The sequence below is a fragment of the Bradyrhizobium sp. 613_E4_N2_2 genome (assembly GCF_052075995.1).
GTDB lineage: Bacteria > Pseudomonadota > Alphaproteobacteria > Rhizobiales > Xanthobacteraceae > Bradyrhizobium > Bradyrhizobium barranii.
This window is the reverse complement of record NZ_CP197234.1, coordinates 4,361,249-4,377,515: the sequence shown is the minus strand read 5'-3', so window position 1 is coordinate 4,377,515 and position 16,267 is coordinate 4,361,249. Positions and strand designations below refer to the sequence as shown.

12 protein-coding genes are annotated in these 16,267 nt (G+C 65.1%); 3 read left to right on the top strand and 9 right to left on the bottom strand.

Annotation, left to right across the window (positions count from 1 at the left end):
* Nucleotides 1–504: 504 nt before the first annotated feature.
* Complete coding sequence (locus AB7290_RS20985) at nt 505–2,751, top strand: TOMM precursor leader peptide-binding protein (protein ID WP_085401527.1); 2,247 nt, start codon at nt 505–507, stop codon at nt 2,749–2,751.
* A 95-nt stretch (nt 2,752–2,846) separates the two neighbouring features.
* Entirely contained in the window at nt 2,847–4,223 is a 1,377-nt protein-coding gene (locus tag AB7290_RS20980) for a SagB/ThcOx family dehydrogenase (protein WP_085401528.1), read from the top strand.
* A gap of 47 nt (nt 4,224–4,270) precedes the next feature.
* Here AB7290_RS20980 and AB7290_RS20975 read toward each other — a convergent pair whose 3' ends face one another.
* The 9 genes from AB7290_RS20975 to pncA all read right to left on the bottom strand — a co-directional run bounded on the left by AB7290_RS20975 (nt 4,271) and on the right by pncA (nt 14,932).
* Complete coding sequence (locus tag AB7290_RS20975) at nt 4,271–5,131, bottom strand: ABC transporter permease (RefSeq protein ID WP_085401529.1); 861 nt, start codon at nt 5,129–5,131, stop codon at nt 4,271–4,273.
* The gene (locus AB7290_RS20970; RefSeq protein WP_014495224.1) at nt 5,128–6,057 is read right to left on the bottom strand and encodes an ABC transporter permease; all 930 of its coding nucleotides are present in this window, start codon (nt 6,055–6,057) and stop codon (nt 5,128–5,130) included. Before AB7290_RS20970 ends, AB7290_RS20975 begins: the two co-directional genes overlap by 4 nt.
* Nucleotides 6,057–7,049, bottom strand: a complete 993-nt coding sequence (locus AB7290_RS20965) for an ABC transporter ATP-binding protein (protein WP_085401530.1) — start codon at nt 7,047–7,049, stop codon at nt 6,057–6,059. Before AB7290_RS20965 ends, AB7290_RS20970 begins: the two co-directional genes overlap by 1 nt.
* Complete coding sequence (locus AB7290_RS20960) at nt 7,046–8,032, bottom strand: ABC transporter ATP-binding protein (RefSeq protein WP_085401531.1); 987 nt, start codon at nt 8,030–8,032, stop codon at nt 7,046–7,048. Before AB7290_RS20960 ends, AB7290_RS20965 begins: the two co-directional genes overlap by 4 nt.
* Nucleotides 8,033–9,670 carry an ABC transporter substrate-binding protein gene (locus AB7290_RS20955; RefSeq protein ID WP_441253751.1) on the bottom strand — a complete coding sequence of 546 codons (1,638 nt, stop codon included), beginning with the start codon at nt 9,668–9,670 and terminating at the stop codon, nt 8,033–8,035. It abuts the gene before it with no gap.
* 30 nt (nt 9,671–9,700) lie between these two features.
* Entirely contained in the window at nt 9,701–10,516 is an 816-nt protein-coding gene (locus AB7290_RS20950) for a sugar phosphate isomerase/epimerase family protein (RefSeq protein ID WP_063983251.1), read from the bottom strand.
* Nucleotides 10,517–10,988: 472 nt separating this feature from the next.
* Nucleotides 10,989–13,022, bottom strand: coding sequence for an NAD(+) synthase (locus tag AB7290_RS20945; protein WP_085399013.1), 2,034 nt, complete (start codon nt 13,020–13,022; stop codon nt 10,989–10,991).
* A 151-nt stretch (nt 13,023–13,173) separates the two neighbouring features.
* Entirely contained in the window at nt 13,174–14,289 is a 1,116-nt protein-coding gene (locus tag AB7290_RS20940) for an alpha/beta fold hydrolase (RefSeq protein WP_085399012.1), read from the bottom strand.
* Between the two features lie 16 nt (nt 14,290–14,305).
* Nucleotides 14,306–14,932 (bottom strand): bifunctional nicotinamidase/pyrazinamidase, encoded by a 627-nt coding sequence (gene pncA / locus AB7290_RS20935; protein ID WP_085399011.1) that lies wholly within the window; start codon nt 14,930–14,932, stop codon nt 14,306–14,308.
* A 257-nt stretch (nt 14,933–15,189) separates the two neighbouring features.
* Between pncA and glk the strand changes: the two genes are divergently transcribed.
* Nucleotides 15,190–16,176, top strand: coding sequence for a glucokinase (glk, locus tag AB7290_RS20930; protein ID WP_085399010.1), 987 nt, complete (start codon nt 15,190–15,192; stop codon nt 16,174–16,176).
* The last annotated feature ends 91 nt before the right edge of the window (nt 16,177–16,267 follow it).

Here is a 16,267-nt window from a genome sequence, read left to right as displayed (position 1 = left end):
GCTCGATGAAGAGGAAATGGCTGACGTCAGCCTGGCCACCTTCCATCTCTTCGACAAGGAAAACGCCGGTAGCCGCGTGCAGCTGGCATGGCGCGGATGCGGCGGTTGCCGCGGCTGCGGAGGCTGTCGGGCTTGCCGTGGTTGTCGATGTGGCGTCGGTTGCCGATGTGCGGGTTGTGCAGTTGGCTGTGCTGTCGGCTGTGGCGTTGGTGTGGTGGGATGCGCCGTATCATGCGCGGGTTGCTGCGCATCGTGGGGCCGCTGCCGCGTGTGCTAGACCCCGGCGCATTCCGAATGTCAAATTCACGGGTTGATAGGTCATTGGCCGGCCTCAAGAAAGGGTCCGGCCAATTGCTTGAATTCGCTACGACGCTTGCATCGGCGGCTTGCGGGTGACGGCTGAATTCGTTTCAATTCTCTGGGAAAATGCCGGCGCGCGGTCGCGACGATCCATCTTGCGCCGGGGATCTAGCGTGACGGCAACAGGATCAGCGTGCTGACTCAATGACTGCAACTCGCAAGACCCGCGTTGCGCGGCAGACCCGCAAAGACATTCTCCGATTTGCACCGAATTTCACCGCTTACTTGCTGCCTCCCGATGCGGTTTGTCTCTATTCCGAGAACCGCAAATTCTTCCTGCACGGCGAGCTCTACTGCGCCCTCGCCAGTGCGATCGGGCAACACGGCAAGGCCAGGTCGGAGATCATTCGCCAGCTTTCGAAGCGCTTCCCGGCTGACAAGATCGAGGAAGCAATCAAGCGGCTGCTCGATCGCCGATATGTCGTTGCGCGGACCCCGAAAGCGTTCGACGACGCCGTCGGCGGTTTCCTGGCAAGCCTCGGCATGCCCTTGGAGATCGCCGAACAAAATCTTCGCAATTGCCCCGTTCAGGTCGAGTCGATTGACGTCAAAGGCGCCAAGGAGCTGACCGCGGCCTTGGGTAAGCTCGGCGTTCAAATCGCCAAGCGCTCGCCGAAGCTCACGATCACGCTGGTGAACGATTATCTTGACGGGCGACTTGCCGAACTGAACCAGGAACGCGTGGCCGGCAAGACGTCCTGGTTGCTGGTACAGCCGTCCGGCGCGTTTCCGCTGGTCGGGCCCATGTTCAAACCGGGCGAGAGCGCCTGCTGGACCTGCCTGTTCGATCGCATGATCCGCAACCGGGAGATCAAGGGGTTTCTTGACCGGGGACCGGCGCGTGCGGTTGCCATGTCGCCTCTCGTCAGAGAAAGCGTCGGCAAGACTGGAATCCATTTTGCGGCCGTCGAGATCGCCAAGGCAATTGCCTCGGATTTTCGCACCGATTTGTGCGATCACATCGCAAGCTTCGACCTGACCGGCGCCGCCATCGCCAAGCACTACGTGACGCGACGTCCGCAATGTCCGACCTGCGGCAGCAGGAAGCTGAACAACCCGCGCCGATCTCCGGCCCTGGTCGAGATTGCCGAGGGCAAGAGGCTCGTCATGACCAGCGGTGGATATCGCACCGTGACGTCGCGGTCGACGGTGTCGCGCTTCCGCAAGCATGTGAGTCCACTGACAGGGGTGGTGACCCGACTCGAGCGGATCGACGTCGACCTGCCGATGAACACCAATTACTTCGCCCAGCACAATTTCTCCGCGCCGGCCCACAGCATCGACCAGCTCAGGTCTGGATTGAGCGGGGGCAGTTTTGGCAAGGGCTCGACGGCTGAACAGGGTGAGGCAAGCGCGCTGATGGAGTCGATCGAACGCTATTCGGGCATTTTCCAGGGCGATGAAATCAGGACGACGCGCCGCTTCGACGATTTCGCGCCTGGCGACGCGCTTCTTCCCAACGACGTCCAGCTCTTCAGCGAAACGCAGTTCAAGACCAGGTTTCTGCAGCAGCAGGACGATCCCCATCCGGTGCCCGAGCCGTTCGATCCCTCGACGAGGACCGAGTGGTCGCCGGTCTCGTCGTTGCGCGACAAACGCTTCAAATATCTGCCGACCGGCCTCCTGTACTTCTTCTATGGCGGCTTTCATACGGATTCCAACGGCTGTGCGGCCGGCAACACCCGCGACGAAGCCATCGTTCAGGGCTTCCTCGAACTGATCGAGCGCGATGCCTACGCGATCTGGTGGTACAACCGGGTGCAACGCGCCGAGGTCGATCTCGGGCAATTCGACGATTTCTATGTTCGGGATCTCCAGGCTCAATTTGCGGAAGCCGGGCGCAAGCTGTGGGTGCTCGACATCACCACGGACCTCGGCATTCCGACTTACGTGGCGATCATGCACTGGATGCAGAATGGACACGAGAATATCGAGTTCGGTTCCGGCGCGCATTTCGACCGCCATATAGCGCTGCTGCGATCCCTCACCGAACTGACCCAATTTATGTCCGTCGGCATGATGGGCGGCGCAAGCGGCGAGAAGCCGACCCTCGACGGTGTCACGCCGCTGCGCCTGGAAGACTACCCGTTCCTGACACCGAGCGACCACCCGATCGTCCCCCCAGCGCCGAGCCTCAAGCTTCACGACAATACGCGTGACCAGGTCATTGCCTGCGTCGAGATCGCCGCCCGTGCAGGCTACGATTTCCTCGTCCTCGACCAGACACGTCCCGACGTCGAGGTTCCGGTCGTCAGAGTGCTCGTTCCCGGCCTGCGTCATTTCTATCGCCGTTTCGCACCGGGTCGCCTTTACGATGTGCCGGTGAAGCTCGGATTCTTGGACCGGCCGCGACCGGAAAGCGATCTGACTTCATTCCTTCCACACACCTGAAGGGTTGCTCTTTCGTGCGCGCTCCCCGGAAAAAGCCGACCAGGAAGATCGCGCCAGACATTGCCGCCCGGTTGAGCCATCATTTCTCCCTCCAGATGCAGCCGGACGGAAACATCACCGCCATTCTGGGCGACTATTCCGTCAACCTCGGACAATTCAGCGCGGCCGCGATGGACTGCGCGCGACATCTGAGCACCGGCCTTCCGCTCGCGTCCTTTGCGGGCAAGAGCGCCCTCGCGAGAGACGTCGACGCCCTGGTGCGTCGCCTGGCCCGGCAGGGGCTTCTGGAATACCGCCTCTCCTCTTCGCGTAACACGCAGGACTTCGTGGTCATCGAACCCCAAGTCCCCGAATACTGGCCGCGGCGCGCGAAGCTGGGCAGTCGTGACACCATTGTCCTATCGCGCTTTGCCTTTCTCCGTCGGCGCGGCAACGAGCTGGTGCTGGAATCGCCACGCGCCGGCGCGTTGTTCCGGATTGGCGATCCCGCCATCGCCGCCACCCTTGCGGCGCTGTCGCAGCCCCGGAAGATCGGCAAGCTCAACCAGAAGGTGGCTTCCTCCACCGTCCATCTGCTCGAACTGTTGCTGGACAGCCAGATCCTGCTCAAGCTCGATGCGAAAGACGGAGAAGGCCTGCGGGTGAACGAAGGCGACGGCAACCTCGTACTCTGGGATTTCCACGATCTGGTGTTTCACACGCGGAGCACGGAGGGTCGGCAAGCCAATCCGGTCGGCGCCGCTTTCACCTATGCCGGCGTCGTTCCGCCGTCGCCAGCGGTGCGTCCGCCCTGGGCCGGCAGCAAGATTGACCTGCGCAAATTCTCCTCCCCGGAACCGAACTCCCGCTTCCCGAAGCTGTTGCGCGAACGCCATTCAACACGGGATTTCGACGACAAGAATCCGGTCACGCTCGGCGAACTCGCGCAGTTTCTCGACACCAGCGCGCGCGTCTTGTCCGAATGGACGAGCGAGCCGTATTTCGAAGGCGGTCCCGACGTCACCTACAGCACAAGGCCTTATCCGTCGGCGGGCAGCGCGTACGAGCTGGAATTGTACCTTACCGTCGCGAACTGCGACGGGCTTGCGCGCGGACTCTACCACTACGATGCAGGGAGCCACGCGCTCGTCGCGATCAGCGCCTCCCCCCAACAACTCCAGGCGCATTTGGCGGCTGCCCAGTTCGCCATGGACGCGCCGGGTCAGCCGCAAATCCTCATCACGATCGCGGCGCGTTTTGGACGGGTCTCCTGGAAATACAGCTCAATCGCATATTCGCTGATCCTGAAGGATGTCGGCAGCCTGATTCAGACGCTTTACCTGGCGGCGACCGATATGGGCCTCGGCGGCTGCGCCATTGGCAGCACCAACATCGATCTGTTCGCGAAAATGACGGAGTTGGAATTCCATATCGAGGGCCCGGTCGGTCAATTCGCGCTCGGGCGCGGCCGGACGCCGGAGGTCCAAGGCTAGAAGCGGGTGTCCGATGGCAAGTCGGCGCACGCGTCAGGCCGGTCGCCCTATCGCAGGGTCGGATCGAGCCGGTCGCGCAGCCAGTCGCCGATCACGGAGACGGCCAGCGTGGTGATCACGATTGTGGTCGCCGGCGCGAGCATGATCCAGGGCGCCCGGGTCAGGTACTCGCGGCCATAGCCGACCATGTTGCCGAGGCTGGTCATCGGGGGCTGCACGCCGAGGCCGAGGAAGGACAGGCCGGATTCCATCAGGATCACCTCGGGGAAGACGAGCGTCGTCGAGACGATCAGGGTCGAGGCGATGTTGGGCAGGATATGCCTAAGGTAAATCCGCGACGGCGTCGCGCCGAGCTGGCGGACGGCGGCGGCATAGCCTTGCGCATTGGCGGAGATGGCGAGGCCGCGGGCGATGCGGGCGTAGCGCTCCCAGCCGAACAGGCCCATCAGGCCGATCAGCAGCGGCAGCGAATTGCCGAAGAAGGCCAGCACCGCGAGCGCCATGATCAGGAACGGCATGCTGGCCTGGAAGTCGGTCAGCATCAGCACGAGCTGCTCGACGGCCCCGCGGAAATGCGCGGCAAGGAAGCCGAGCGTGGTGCCGACGATCGCAGAGATCGCAGTCGCGCCGAACGCAATTAACAGCGAGATGCGGATCGAGACGAGGAGCCGCGACAGCACGTCGCGGCCGAGCTCGTCGGTGCCGAGCCAGTGCGCGACATTGCCGGGCGCAGCCAGCCGGTTGCGCAGGTCGAGCTGGGTGAAGCTGTAAGGTGCGATTTTCTCGGCGAACGCTGCGATCACCAGCATGGCGACGATCCAGCTGATCGCGAGTGCGACCGAGACAGGGATCGCGGGAAGGCTGATGCGGTGGCGGACAGCCGTATCCTTCAGCGTCGCATCGGTCATGCGTGGGCCCCCTTGGCGCGGAGGCGCGGATCGAGGAAGCCGTAGAGGAAGTCGACGATCAGATTGGACGTGACCATGGTCATCGCGACCAGCAACAGGATGCATTGCACGACGGCAAGGTCGCGGTTGGCGACGGCGACGACCAGCAGGCGCCCTACTCCCGGCCAAGCAAATACGCTCTCGACCACGACCGCGCCCGCGATCAGCGTGCCCACCATGAAGCCGAGGATGGTGACGGTCGGGATCGCCGCGTTCGGCAGCGCATGCGACGTCACCACCTTGCGCCACGGCACGCCCTTGGCCGAGGCGGTGCGGATGTAGGGCTGGCCCAGCACCTCCAGCATGGCGCTGCGAGTGAAGCGCGCCAGCACCGCGGCGCCGCCGAGGCTGAGTGTCACGATTGGCAGGATGGCGTGACGCCAGCTGTCCTGCCCGCCCGACGGCAGCCAGCCGAGCTGCACGGCGAACACGAGCACGAGCAGCAGCGCAAGGACAAAACTCGGCACGGTGAAGCCGGCGACCGCCGTCATCATCACGGCGCGGTCGATTCCCGAGCCCCGGTGCAGCGCCGCGTAGATGCCGGCGGGAATGCCGAGGGCGACCTTGAAGAAGAACGCCGGCAGCGTCAGCGCCAGCGTCGCCGGAATCCGCTCCAGCACGAGCTCAATCGCCGGTCGCCCGTCGCGCATGGAGCGGCCGAGCTCGCCCTTGGCGATGGCGCCGAAGTAGTCGAGGTACTGGAACCAGATGGGATCATCTAGCCCCCAGGCCTTGCGGAAAGCAGCGAGCACTTCCGGCGGCGCCTCCGGTCCCAGGATCATCAACGCGGGATCGCCGGAGAGGCGCAGCACCACGAAGGCGAAGGTGACGACGAGCACGATCGTCAGCGCCGCGCGTCCGATCCGAATGGCAAGGTAGCGTCCCATCAGGCCGCGTCCCGCGTCTCGGCCTGCGGCCCCGTCACGAGGTGGCAGGCGACTTGCCTGTCACCGCTGACGGCCGACAGCACCGGCACCTCGCTCGCGCAGCGCGCGATAGCGCGCGGGCAGCGCGGATGGAACGCACAGCCTTGGGGCCTGGCCGCCGGGTTCGGCGGATCGCCTGCCAGCACGATGCGGCCCGCGCTGCGGCGGCCCGGTGCCGGCGAGGCCGAGACCAGCGCCTGCGTATAGGGGTGTTCGGGACGCGCGAAGAGATCGTCGGCGCTGCCGATCTCGACGATGCGGCCGAGATACATCACGGCGACGACATTGCTGATCTGCCTGACAACGCGCAGATCGTGGCTGATGAACAGCAGCGTCAGCCCGAGCTGCGCCTGGAGGTCGCAAAGCAGGTTCACCACCTGCGCCTGGATCGAGACGTCGAGCGCGCTGACCGGCTCGTCACAGACGAGGAAATCGGGCTTTGTCGCCAGTGCCCGCGCCAGCACGATACGCTGACGCTGGCCGCCGGAGAGCGCGCCCGGATAGCGCGCGCCATGCGCCGGCGTCAGCTCGACCGCGCGCAGCAATTCGCGGACACGCTCCTCGCGTTCGGCCGGCGTGCCGAGACCGTGAATGTCCAGGGGCTCGCGGATTTGGGTGGCGACCGGCAACCGCCGGTCCAGCGCCCCCAGCGGATCCTGGAAGATCATCTGCATGCGCGCCCGCTGCGCGCGCCACGCCTTCGTGCCCGGCGCGGCCATCGCCTTGCCGTCGAACCGCACCTCGCCGCGATCGGGCGGCTCGAGACCGAGCACGATACGACCCGTGGTCGACTTGCCCGAGCCGGATTCGCCGACGAGGCCGAGCGTCTGGCCCTTGCGGATCGCAAGTGACAAGCCGTCGACCGCGTGAACCGCTGTGCTGCGGCCGAACATCCCGGAGCGCATCGCGTAGCTGCGCGAGATCGAGGACACCTCGACAAGCGGCCCGCTCATTCGGCGGCGATCCCGAGCAGCGCGCGGCGCGAAGCTTCGGCACGGATGCAGGCAACCACGCGATCGTTCGCGATCGGCGCCAGGCTCGGCACGGCAAGTCCGCACGGCTCGGCCGCCAGCACGCAGCGCGGCGCGAAGGCACAGCCGCTTGGCATGTGCGCGGGATCGGGAACGGTCCCCGGAATGGCCGTGAGACGTCGACGCGGTCCGTCGAGCGGCGGCAGTGCGCCGATCAGGCCCTGCGCGTAGGGATGCACCGGATCGGCAAAGAGCTGGTTGGCGGGCGCCTGCTCGACGATGCGGCCGGCATACATCACGGCGACGCGGTCGCAGTTTTCCGCGACGACGCCGAGATCATGGCTGATCAGCACCATCGCCATGCTCATCTCGCGGCGGATGGTCGAGAGCAGCTCCAAAATCTGCGCCTGGATGGTGGCGTCGAGCGCCGTGGTCGGCTCGTCCGCGACGAGGAGATCGGGATTTCCGGCCAGCGCCATCGCGATCATGATGCGCTGGACCTGGCCGCCCGAGAATTCGTGCGGATAGGCTTCGAGCCGCCGCGCCGCATCGGGAATGCCGACGAGATCGAGCAGCCGCCGCGCTTCGGCTCTCACCGCCTCGCCCGAGAGAGCGCGATGCAGCGCCAAAGCCTCGCAGAGCTGCTTGCGAATGGTGAGCACCGGATTGAGTGCGCTTGCGGGGTCCTGAAAAATCATGGCGACCCGCCCGCCCCGCACCCGGTCAAGCTCACCCGTGGGTGCGCCGAGGATTTCGCGTCCGTCGAGCCGCACGGAGCCCGAGACTTTTGCATGCCGCGGCAAGAGGCCGAGCGCAGCAAGCCACGTCACTGACTTGCCGGAGCCGGACTCGCCGACGAGGCCGAGAGCCTCGCCCTTCTGCAAGGTGAGATCGACGCCGCGCAGGACCGCTACACCGTTGAAGGCGACGCTGAGGCTCTGGATGCTGACCAGCGGCGTCGCCATTTACGCCTCGAAATTGCCGGCGCGGAAATCCATCGCGAATGCCGGCGACGCCTTCCACTTGATCGACTTCGGCTTCGCGGTGAAGGTCGCGTTCTGGTGCAGCACCGTATAGGCGGGATCCTCGCGCTCGGCGATCTCCAGCATGCGGCGGAACGCCTTCTTGCGGGCGGCCCGGTCGGTCGAGGTCTCCAGGAACTCCGAAAGCTTGTTCAGTTCGGCGTTGGTCCACTCGCCGATCTGCTGCTGCTGGCCGTTCGGGCCGTGCTGGGCGACCAGCGACGAGACGGGATCGTTGAAGGCAGCCGAGTTCGACCAGTCGCGTACCGCGCGGGTCTGCGCGCGTTCCATGATCTGCGACCAGTTCTCCTTGGTCTCGATCTGGACGTTGAGGCCGACCGACTTCCACATCTCGACCAGCACCTGGGCGGTCGCAACCTGGTTGGTGTAGTAGTTGTTGAGCAGGCGATACGGAATCGGATCGCCCTTGTAGTTGGCCTGCTTCAACAGATCCTGCGCGAGCTTCGGATCGTAGGCCGGCACGCTCCAGTCGGCGTTGAACATGTCGCCGTAGAATTCCCACTGAAGACCCTTCGGCACGCGGGTACGGCCCGCCCACAGGCTGTCGACGATCGCCTGGCGGTCGATCGCGTGGGTTAAGGCGCGCCGCACCAGCGGATTGGCGAGCTGGGCGTGGTTCTTGTCGAACACGGTCAGGCGGTGATTGAGGATGGTGCCGCCCTGCACTTCGAACGCAGAGTTCTTCTCGATGCCGGCAATCTGGTCCGGCGGGATGTCGCAGGCGAATTGGTATTCGCCCGACAGCAGCCCGTTGATGCGGCTCGCAACCTCGGGCACTTCGAGGAAACGGATGCGCTTGAGCGGCGGCCGGCCGCCCCAATATTCGTCATGCGCTTCGAGGGTCAGCGACACGTCGGGCTTGAGCTCGACGACCTTGTACGGCCCCGTCGTGATCGGCTTGCGCGCCCAGTCGAGATAGCTCGCGGACTGCTCCCAGGCGCGGCGGTTCATGATGTCGGAGCCGTAGCGCGACAGCCGGCCCTCGATCGTGACGTCGGGCGTCGCGTTGTAGAAGCGCACCGTGTACTTGTCGACGGCATCGACGCGCACGAGGTCCGGCCAGATGCGGCGGGCGACCGCCGGCACGTCAGGCGGCAATTCCTTGCCCGGGCGCGGCGTCGGGATCTTCTCGAAGGCCTGGATGGTGGAGCGGCTCTTGGCCTCGGTCTCGCCGAACATGCGCTCGCGGCTGAAGGTGAAGACGACGTCTTCGGCCGTCAGCTCGTCGCCATTGTGGAACTTCACGCCCTGGCGCAGCTTCACCTCGACGGTCTGGTCGTCGATGCGGCGCCACTCGGTGGCGAGGCCCGGCACGGCCTCCAGGCTGCCGCGCCAGTTCTTGGAGATCAGTCCCTCCCAGATCGAGGAGAAGAACACGCGTTCGCCGACGTTCGATTGCTCGCGCAGCACGTCGAGCACGTTCGAATTCGTCACCTTCTGCACGGCGATCGTCACCGACGGACGGTTGTCGGCCTGCCCGATCGCAAAGCGCGGCAGGAGAAGCGTGCCTGCGGCAGCGCCGCCGGACTTCAGGATGGTGCGACGGGTGAGTTTGCTCATGACGATAAGCCCTGACCTTTGTGATGCCGGTTATTCAGCGAGACCGAGCGCGGCCAGATGGGCTGCGCCGGCGCGAACGTCGTCGTGATTGCGGAGTTCGAGGATCAGCCGCGGGTTGGAGGTCAGCCGGCCCAGCGCGCGGAACACGGCCACCCACGGGATGTTGCCTTCGCCCGGCGCCCAGTGCCGGTCGGCAAAGCCGTCGGTGTCCTGGAGGTGCACATGCGTCAGCATGTCGCCGGCGGTCTCGACGTAGTAATCGACCGGCGGAGCGCCGGTGGAGATGTGGGCATAGTTGGCGTGGCCGGTGTCGAGGGAGACGCGGACCTTGTTGCTTTCGAGCGCCTTGGCGAGGCGCACGCGGTCGCGCGGATCCTTGTCCTCGATGTTCTCGATGACGACCTCGCAGCCGATCGTCTCGGCCCGCGCGATCACCTCGGCAAGCGTCGTCTTGACGCGTTCGACGAGATTGCCTCGGTTATCAGGATAGAGGTCGAGATTGTTGTGGTCCCAGGTCGTGAACGGTGAATGGATCACCATCTGCGTCGCGCCGAGGAATTCCGCGGCATCGAGGCCCTGAAGCAGCCGCTTCGTCACCGCCTTGCGGATCAAGGGATCATGGCTGTCGATCTTGAAGCCCCAGAACGGGCCGTGAATGCCGAGCCGGCCGGTATGGCCCGAGAGCATCTGCTTGATCTCGCTGGCTGCACTCCGCCAATCGCCGTCGAGCAAATCCGCGCGGAAAAAATCCTGGATTTCGAGATCGCGCTGCCGTTCCAGAAGCCAGTCGCGGTGAGCAGGGATCGATTTGATGGACAATGCTGCGCCCAGCACCGGCTTCGACATGGCTTGCTCCTTGACCGTCAGCGATGACGGGAGCAGCGCTAGACCAGTTAAGTGACAGGCCCGTGAAATGCAGGTGCCGCGGCGATGCGCTGATGTGGACATCCCCGCCGATCGCCTGCATCGAATTCAGGCAGCAGTGATCGCAGCAGATGCGGACGAATGCACCAGCGTGCAGCATCAAGCGCGTTCGTGTCCGTAGTGACACGGAATGGAATCCTAACGATACTTCGCGTACATCGCGCGCATCGATCGGCGGCCTTCCAGGGGCATCACCCTCTGATCGCGCTACATGGGGTTGGGGGACCGCATGGGGCGGGGGGATCAAAGGCTGGGGCAAGGTGACGAGGTCCGGACTCCTAGGCACTCCGGACCTCGGAACTTTCTAGATTGAACGCAATTTCGCGCCGCCGGCTGTATGAGCCGCGCGGCGCGAAGTCGTTTTGAGGCGCCCTGCCCGATCAGTCTTGCCTAATCACTTCGGAACGTTCCGCTCGAGATCCTCAAGCCATGCCGCCGCGCTTGAATCCGACGGCGCGCGCCAGTCGCCGCGCGGCGACAACGAGCCACCGGCCGAAACCTTCGGCCCGTTCGGCATCGCCGAGCGCTTGAACTGGCTGAAGGCGAAGAAGCGGCGCAGGAACACTTCCAGCCAGCGCCGGATCTCCGGCAGATCATAGGCCCTGCGCTTATCGGTCGGGAACGCCGGCGGCCATTCGCCCTTGGCGACGTCATTCCAGGCGTGCTGCGCCATGAACGCGATCTTGGACGGCCGCATGCCGAACCGCAGCGTGTAGAACAGGTTGAAATCCTGCAGCTCGTAGGGCCCGACGGAGGCTTCCGTGCTCTGCGGCTTCTCGCCGGGCTTGACCGGAACCAGCTCTGGCGAGATTTCGGCGGACAGGATCGACGCCAGCGTCCGGTTGACGTCGTCGCTGAACTGTTTTGAGGCGATCACCCAGCGGATCAGGTGCTGGATCAGCGTCTTCGGCACCCCGGCGTTGACATTATAATGCGCCATCTGGTCGCCGACGCCGTAGGTGCACCAGCCGAGCGCGAGCTCCGAGAGATCGCCGGTTCCAATGACGATGCCGCCATGATGGTTGGCGAGCCGGAACAGATAGTCTGTCCGCAGGCCCGCCTGCACGTTCTCGAACGTGATGTCGTAGACTTTCTCGCCCTTGCCGAAGGGATGGCCGATGTCCTTCAGCATTTGCGTCGCCGTGGGGCGGATGTCGAGCTCCTGCCACTCCGTCTGCAACGCCTTCATCAGCGCCAGTGCATTGGTCTTGCTCTCGCTGCCGGTGGCAAAGCCCGGCATCGTGTAGGCCAGGATGTTGCTGCGCGGCAGTCCGAGCAGGTCGACCGCCTTGGCGGCGACGATCAGGGCGTGGGTGGAATCGAGCCCGCCCGAGACGCCGATCACCACGCGCTTGGTTCCGGTCGCGCGCATGCGCTGCACGAGGCCGGCGACCTGGATGTTGTAGGCCTCGTAGCAATCCTGCTCGAGCAGGGCTTCGTCGCTCGGCACGAACGGGAAGCGCTCGATCTTGCGCAGGAAGCCGACGTCGGTGGCCGGCGGCTTCAGGGCAAAGGTGATCCTCCGGAAAAAGGCTTCGCGTTGCCGGCGATTGTCGTCGAACGTGCCCATCAGTGCGCGTTCCTGCCTGAGCAGATCGAGATCGACATCGGCCAGCGTGATCTGGCCGTCCTGGCGGAACCGCTCGCCCTCGGCCAGCAGCACGCCATTCTCATAGATCGAGGTCTGGCCGTCCCAGGCCAGATCCGTGGTCGATTCCCCTGCTCCGGCGGCTGAATAGACGTAGGCCGCAAGACAACGCGCCGACGTCGATTGGCACAGCAGTGCGCGCGAGCGCGCCCGACCGATCGTGATCGGGCTGCCGGATAGATTGATCAGCACGCTGGCGCCGGCAAGCGCGAGTTCGGATGCCGGCGTCACCGGAATCCACATGTCCTCGCAGATCTCGACGCCGATGATCAGGCCTGGAACATCCTCGGCCGCAAACAGGAGGTCAACGCCGAACGGTGCATGCAGCCCGCCAAACGCGATCGTCTCTCCGGCCACGCCGGCACCGGAGGCGAAATGCCGTCCCTCGTAGAATTCGCGATAGGTCGGCAGATAAGACTTGGGCACGACGCCAAGGACGTTGCCGCGATGAATGACGACGGCGCAATTGTAGATGCGATGACCGAAGCGCAGCGGCGCGCCGACGATCAGAACCGTCATCAGCGCCGAGGAGGCCTCGACGATTGAGGCGAGCCCGCGCTCGACCGCATCGAGCAGCGGGTCCTGCTTGACGAGATCCTCGATCGCGTAGCCGGACAGGCACAGCTCCGGAAACACGGCAACCGCCACCGACTGTTCATGGCAAGCGCCTGCCGCCGCCAGAATCGCCTTCGCATTGGCCGTGGGATCGGCCACATGGGAGGTGGTGACGCAGGCCGCCACGCGCGCAAATCCGTGGGCGTAGATCGAGTGGAAGCTCATCGAGCGCGGTACCCTTAATCTTGTCGCGGCCGCAGCCGCCAGTTCCCCATGATATGTAACCCATCGACCGAGCCCCGTGCAGGCCATCCGCCGTCATGCATAACGGATTTGCGTGTTCGCCGGCCCGGCCGGGCCAAGGCACCCGACAAGGTCAGGCGCTGCGGGCCAGCACTCCGGAGAGGTCGTTGCGCAGCCACTCGGCGATCCGGGGCCAGGCATGGGCGTGGGTGCGCGCCCCCATGAACAGGCCGAGGTGATTGCTGGGCTCAGAGGCCGCGGCAATGAAGGCCGGCGGCGTTCCGAGCAGACCGGCGGTCGCAAGCGCCTGTCTGGCCGGCACGACGTCGTCATCGAGCCCGGCGAGCAGGAAGACCGGCGCCTTGACGTCCCTCAGATCAACCTCGCGGCCGAGCGCCGTGAAGTTGCCGCCGGCAATCCGATTCTCCCGGAAGATTCGGTTGACGATCTCCAGATAATAGGTGCCGGGCAGGTTGAGCGTCTCGGTATTCCAGCGATCGAAACGCGCGAGCAGTGCCGCGCCCTCCTCGTCCGAGAGATCCCTCTGCAATGCCGCCGCAATGTCGTCGCGGCTCGGCGCCTTCGTCCAGAAGCGCAGCATCTCGTCGCCGCTGACATTGCCGCCGCCGCGCGCCACGAGCTGGTCGTAGAGCGCCTCAGGCGAATTGCGAGCTAGCCGGGACAGCGCGGAATCGATCGAGAGATCGACGGGCGCCCCCACCAGCACCAGCCGCCGCACCTTGGCGGGAAAGCGCGCCGCATAGAGCAGCGACAGCCAGCCGCCCTGGCACAGGCCGACGAGATCGACCGGCGCGCCGATTTCGTCAACGGCGACGTTGAGATCGCCGAGATAGCTGTCGATCGAGAGATAGCGCATGTCCGGCGAGGCCGAGCGCCAGTCGGTGAGGTAGACCCGATCGATGCCGCCATTCTGCAGCGACTGCACCACGCTGTGGCCCGGTGCGAAGTCGGCGATCAGGGCCCGATGCAGCGCATAGGGCGCGCAGACCAGTGCCGGCTGGCCGGATTGCGTCCGCGTGCAATCGCGCAGGCGCATGGTCGCAAGCTCCAAGCCGACCGTGTTGGGTGTCGTCCACGGCAGATTGCTCGCGTCCTGTTCCGGCGGATCGCGCTCCAGCCACCAGAAGCAGGCGTCCATCGCGAGCCGCGCCGCCGCAAATGGCCATAGCAGCGGATCATCCGGAGGACGATCCGATCCACCCAGCGGTTTGCCGCCCTTCTCCACCATGACTATCTCAAGGTCCTCACAGCAAGGCCTCCAGGCTGACGATCGAAATACCGCGCTCGCGAAAACTCCGATGGGTCGCGGCCACCGAGCCGTCGAGATCGATGCCGCGGCATGCATCCTCGATGACGGCGACCTCGAACCCCGCCTTGCGGGCATCTTCCGCCGAGAAACGAACACAGAAATCCAGCGCCAGACCGGCGATGAAGACGGTCTTCAGCTCGCGCTCGCGCAAATAACCGAGCAGCCCGGTCGGCGTCCGGTGGTCGTTCTCGAACAGCGCCGAATAGGAATCGATGCCGCGACGAAAGCCTTTGCGCACCACGAGGTTTGCCCTGGTAATTTCAAGCTCCCCATGGAATTCAGCGCCCGCCGTGTCTTGCACGCAGTGCGTCGGCCACAGCACCTGGGTGCCGTAGTCGAGCTCGATGGTCTGGAACGGCTGCTTGCCCGCATGGTTCGGTGCGAACGAGACGTGGTCGCCCGGATGCCAGTCCTGGGTCAGCACCACATTGGTGAAATTTGCGGCAATTCGGTTGATCGCCGGGACAACCTTCTCGCCGCCGGGAACGGCGAGCGCTCCGCCGGTGCAAAAGTCGTTCTGCACGTCGATCACCAGCAGCACGTCGCGGTCGGAAATCTGCATCGCAAGGTCCCGTTCCAGCCGTCCGGCGCGACGGGCGCCGAACGCTCCGTCCAATGTCGATCTTCCCGCGCGGCTTCGCAACCATCGACACATGCGGCGATATCGCGCCCGTCGCACCTGGGATGCAACGGTTTGGCGTTGTCCGAGTTGACTAGGCTCACCCGAGGACGGATTCTAGAGACGTTCGCAAATTGCGGATCGGATGGAGCGGAGGGAACGGTTCCCGCGAGCCTGCAGGACGCGGCAGCCACAAGGTCATGAGTATCGGCAAGACAGGACAGATTCTTCTCGCCGATATCGGCGGCACCAATGCGCGCTTTGCGCTGAGCGAAAGCGCATCGGACAGCGGCGACCAGGCCGGGCCCATCGACTATGTGAAGGTCGCTGACTTCCCGACCGTCCGGGAAGCCATCGCGGACGTCCTTGCGCGCCGGTCCGGCGGCAAGCAGCCCAAACGAGCCGTGCTGGCCGTCGCGGGTCCCGTGACCAATAACCGCTGCGTCATGACCAACAGTCCGTGGGTCATCGACGGCAACGAGCTCCAGCCGGCCCTCGGCTTCGAGAGCGTGCATGTGCTCAATGATTTCGAGGTCGTGGCCTGGTCCCTGCCCGCCCTGAAGCCTGCCGATTTGATCCCGCTCGGGGGCCAGGACGGCCTCCCCGGAGAACCGCTGCTAGTGGTTGGGCCTGGAACCGGCTTCGGCGTCTCCTGTCTGGTCGAACGCCACGGCGCCCGGCTGGCGGTCGTCACCGAGGCAGGCCACGCCACTTTGCCGGCGGAAAACGAGCGCGAGGAACGCGTGATCGCGTGCTTGCGCCGACGTTTCGGCCATGTCTCCATCGAGCGCGGGGCGCTTTCGGGCTCCGGTCTGCAAAGCCTCTACGAGGCGCTGGCGGAGGTCGACGGCGCCCAGGTGCCGCACCGCGACGCCGCCGCCATCACCAAGGCCGCCCTGGAGGGCAGTTGCGAACTCAGCCGCGCGACGCTGGAGATGTTTTGCGCCATCCTCGGCTCGGTCACGGGCAATCTCGCGGTGACCTTCGGCGCCCGTGGCGGCGTCTACATCGCTGGCGGGATCGTGCCGCGCTTTCCGGAGTTCCTTGCCGCCTCCGCGTTCCGGGCGCGCTTCGAAGCCAAGGGACGCTTCCAGGACTATTTGCGCAACATCCCGACCAGGCTGGTGACGAAACCCGACGCGAGCTTCGTCGGCCTGAAGATGTTCGCCGACCACAATCCGGATTGATGAGCCGCGATCGGCTCCGACGCCGTCCAGTCCGTTAACTATACACAGCTGATTGCAGCCAAGGCGCGGTTCCACGCAGGATCGTGCTTGC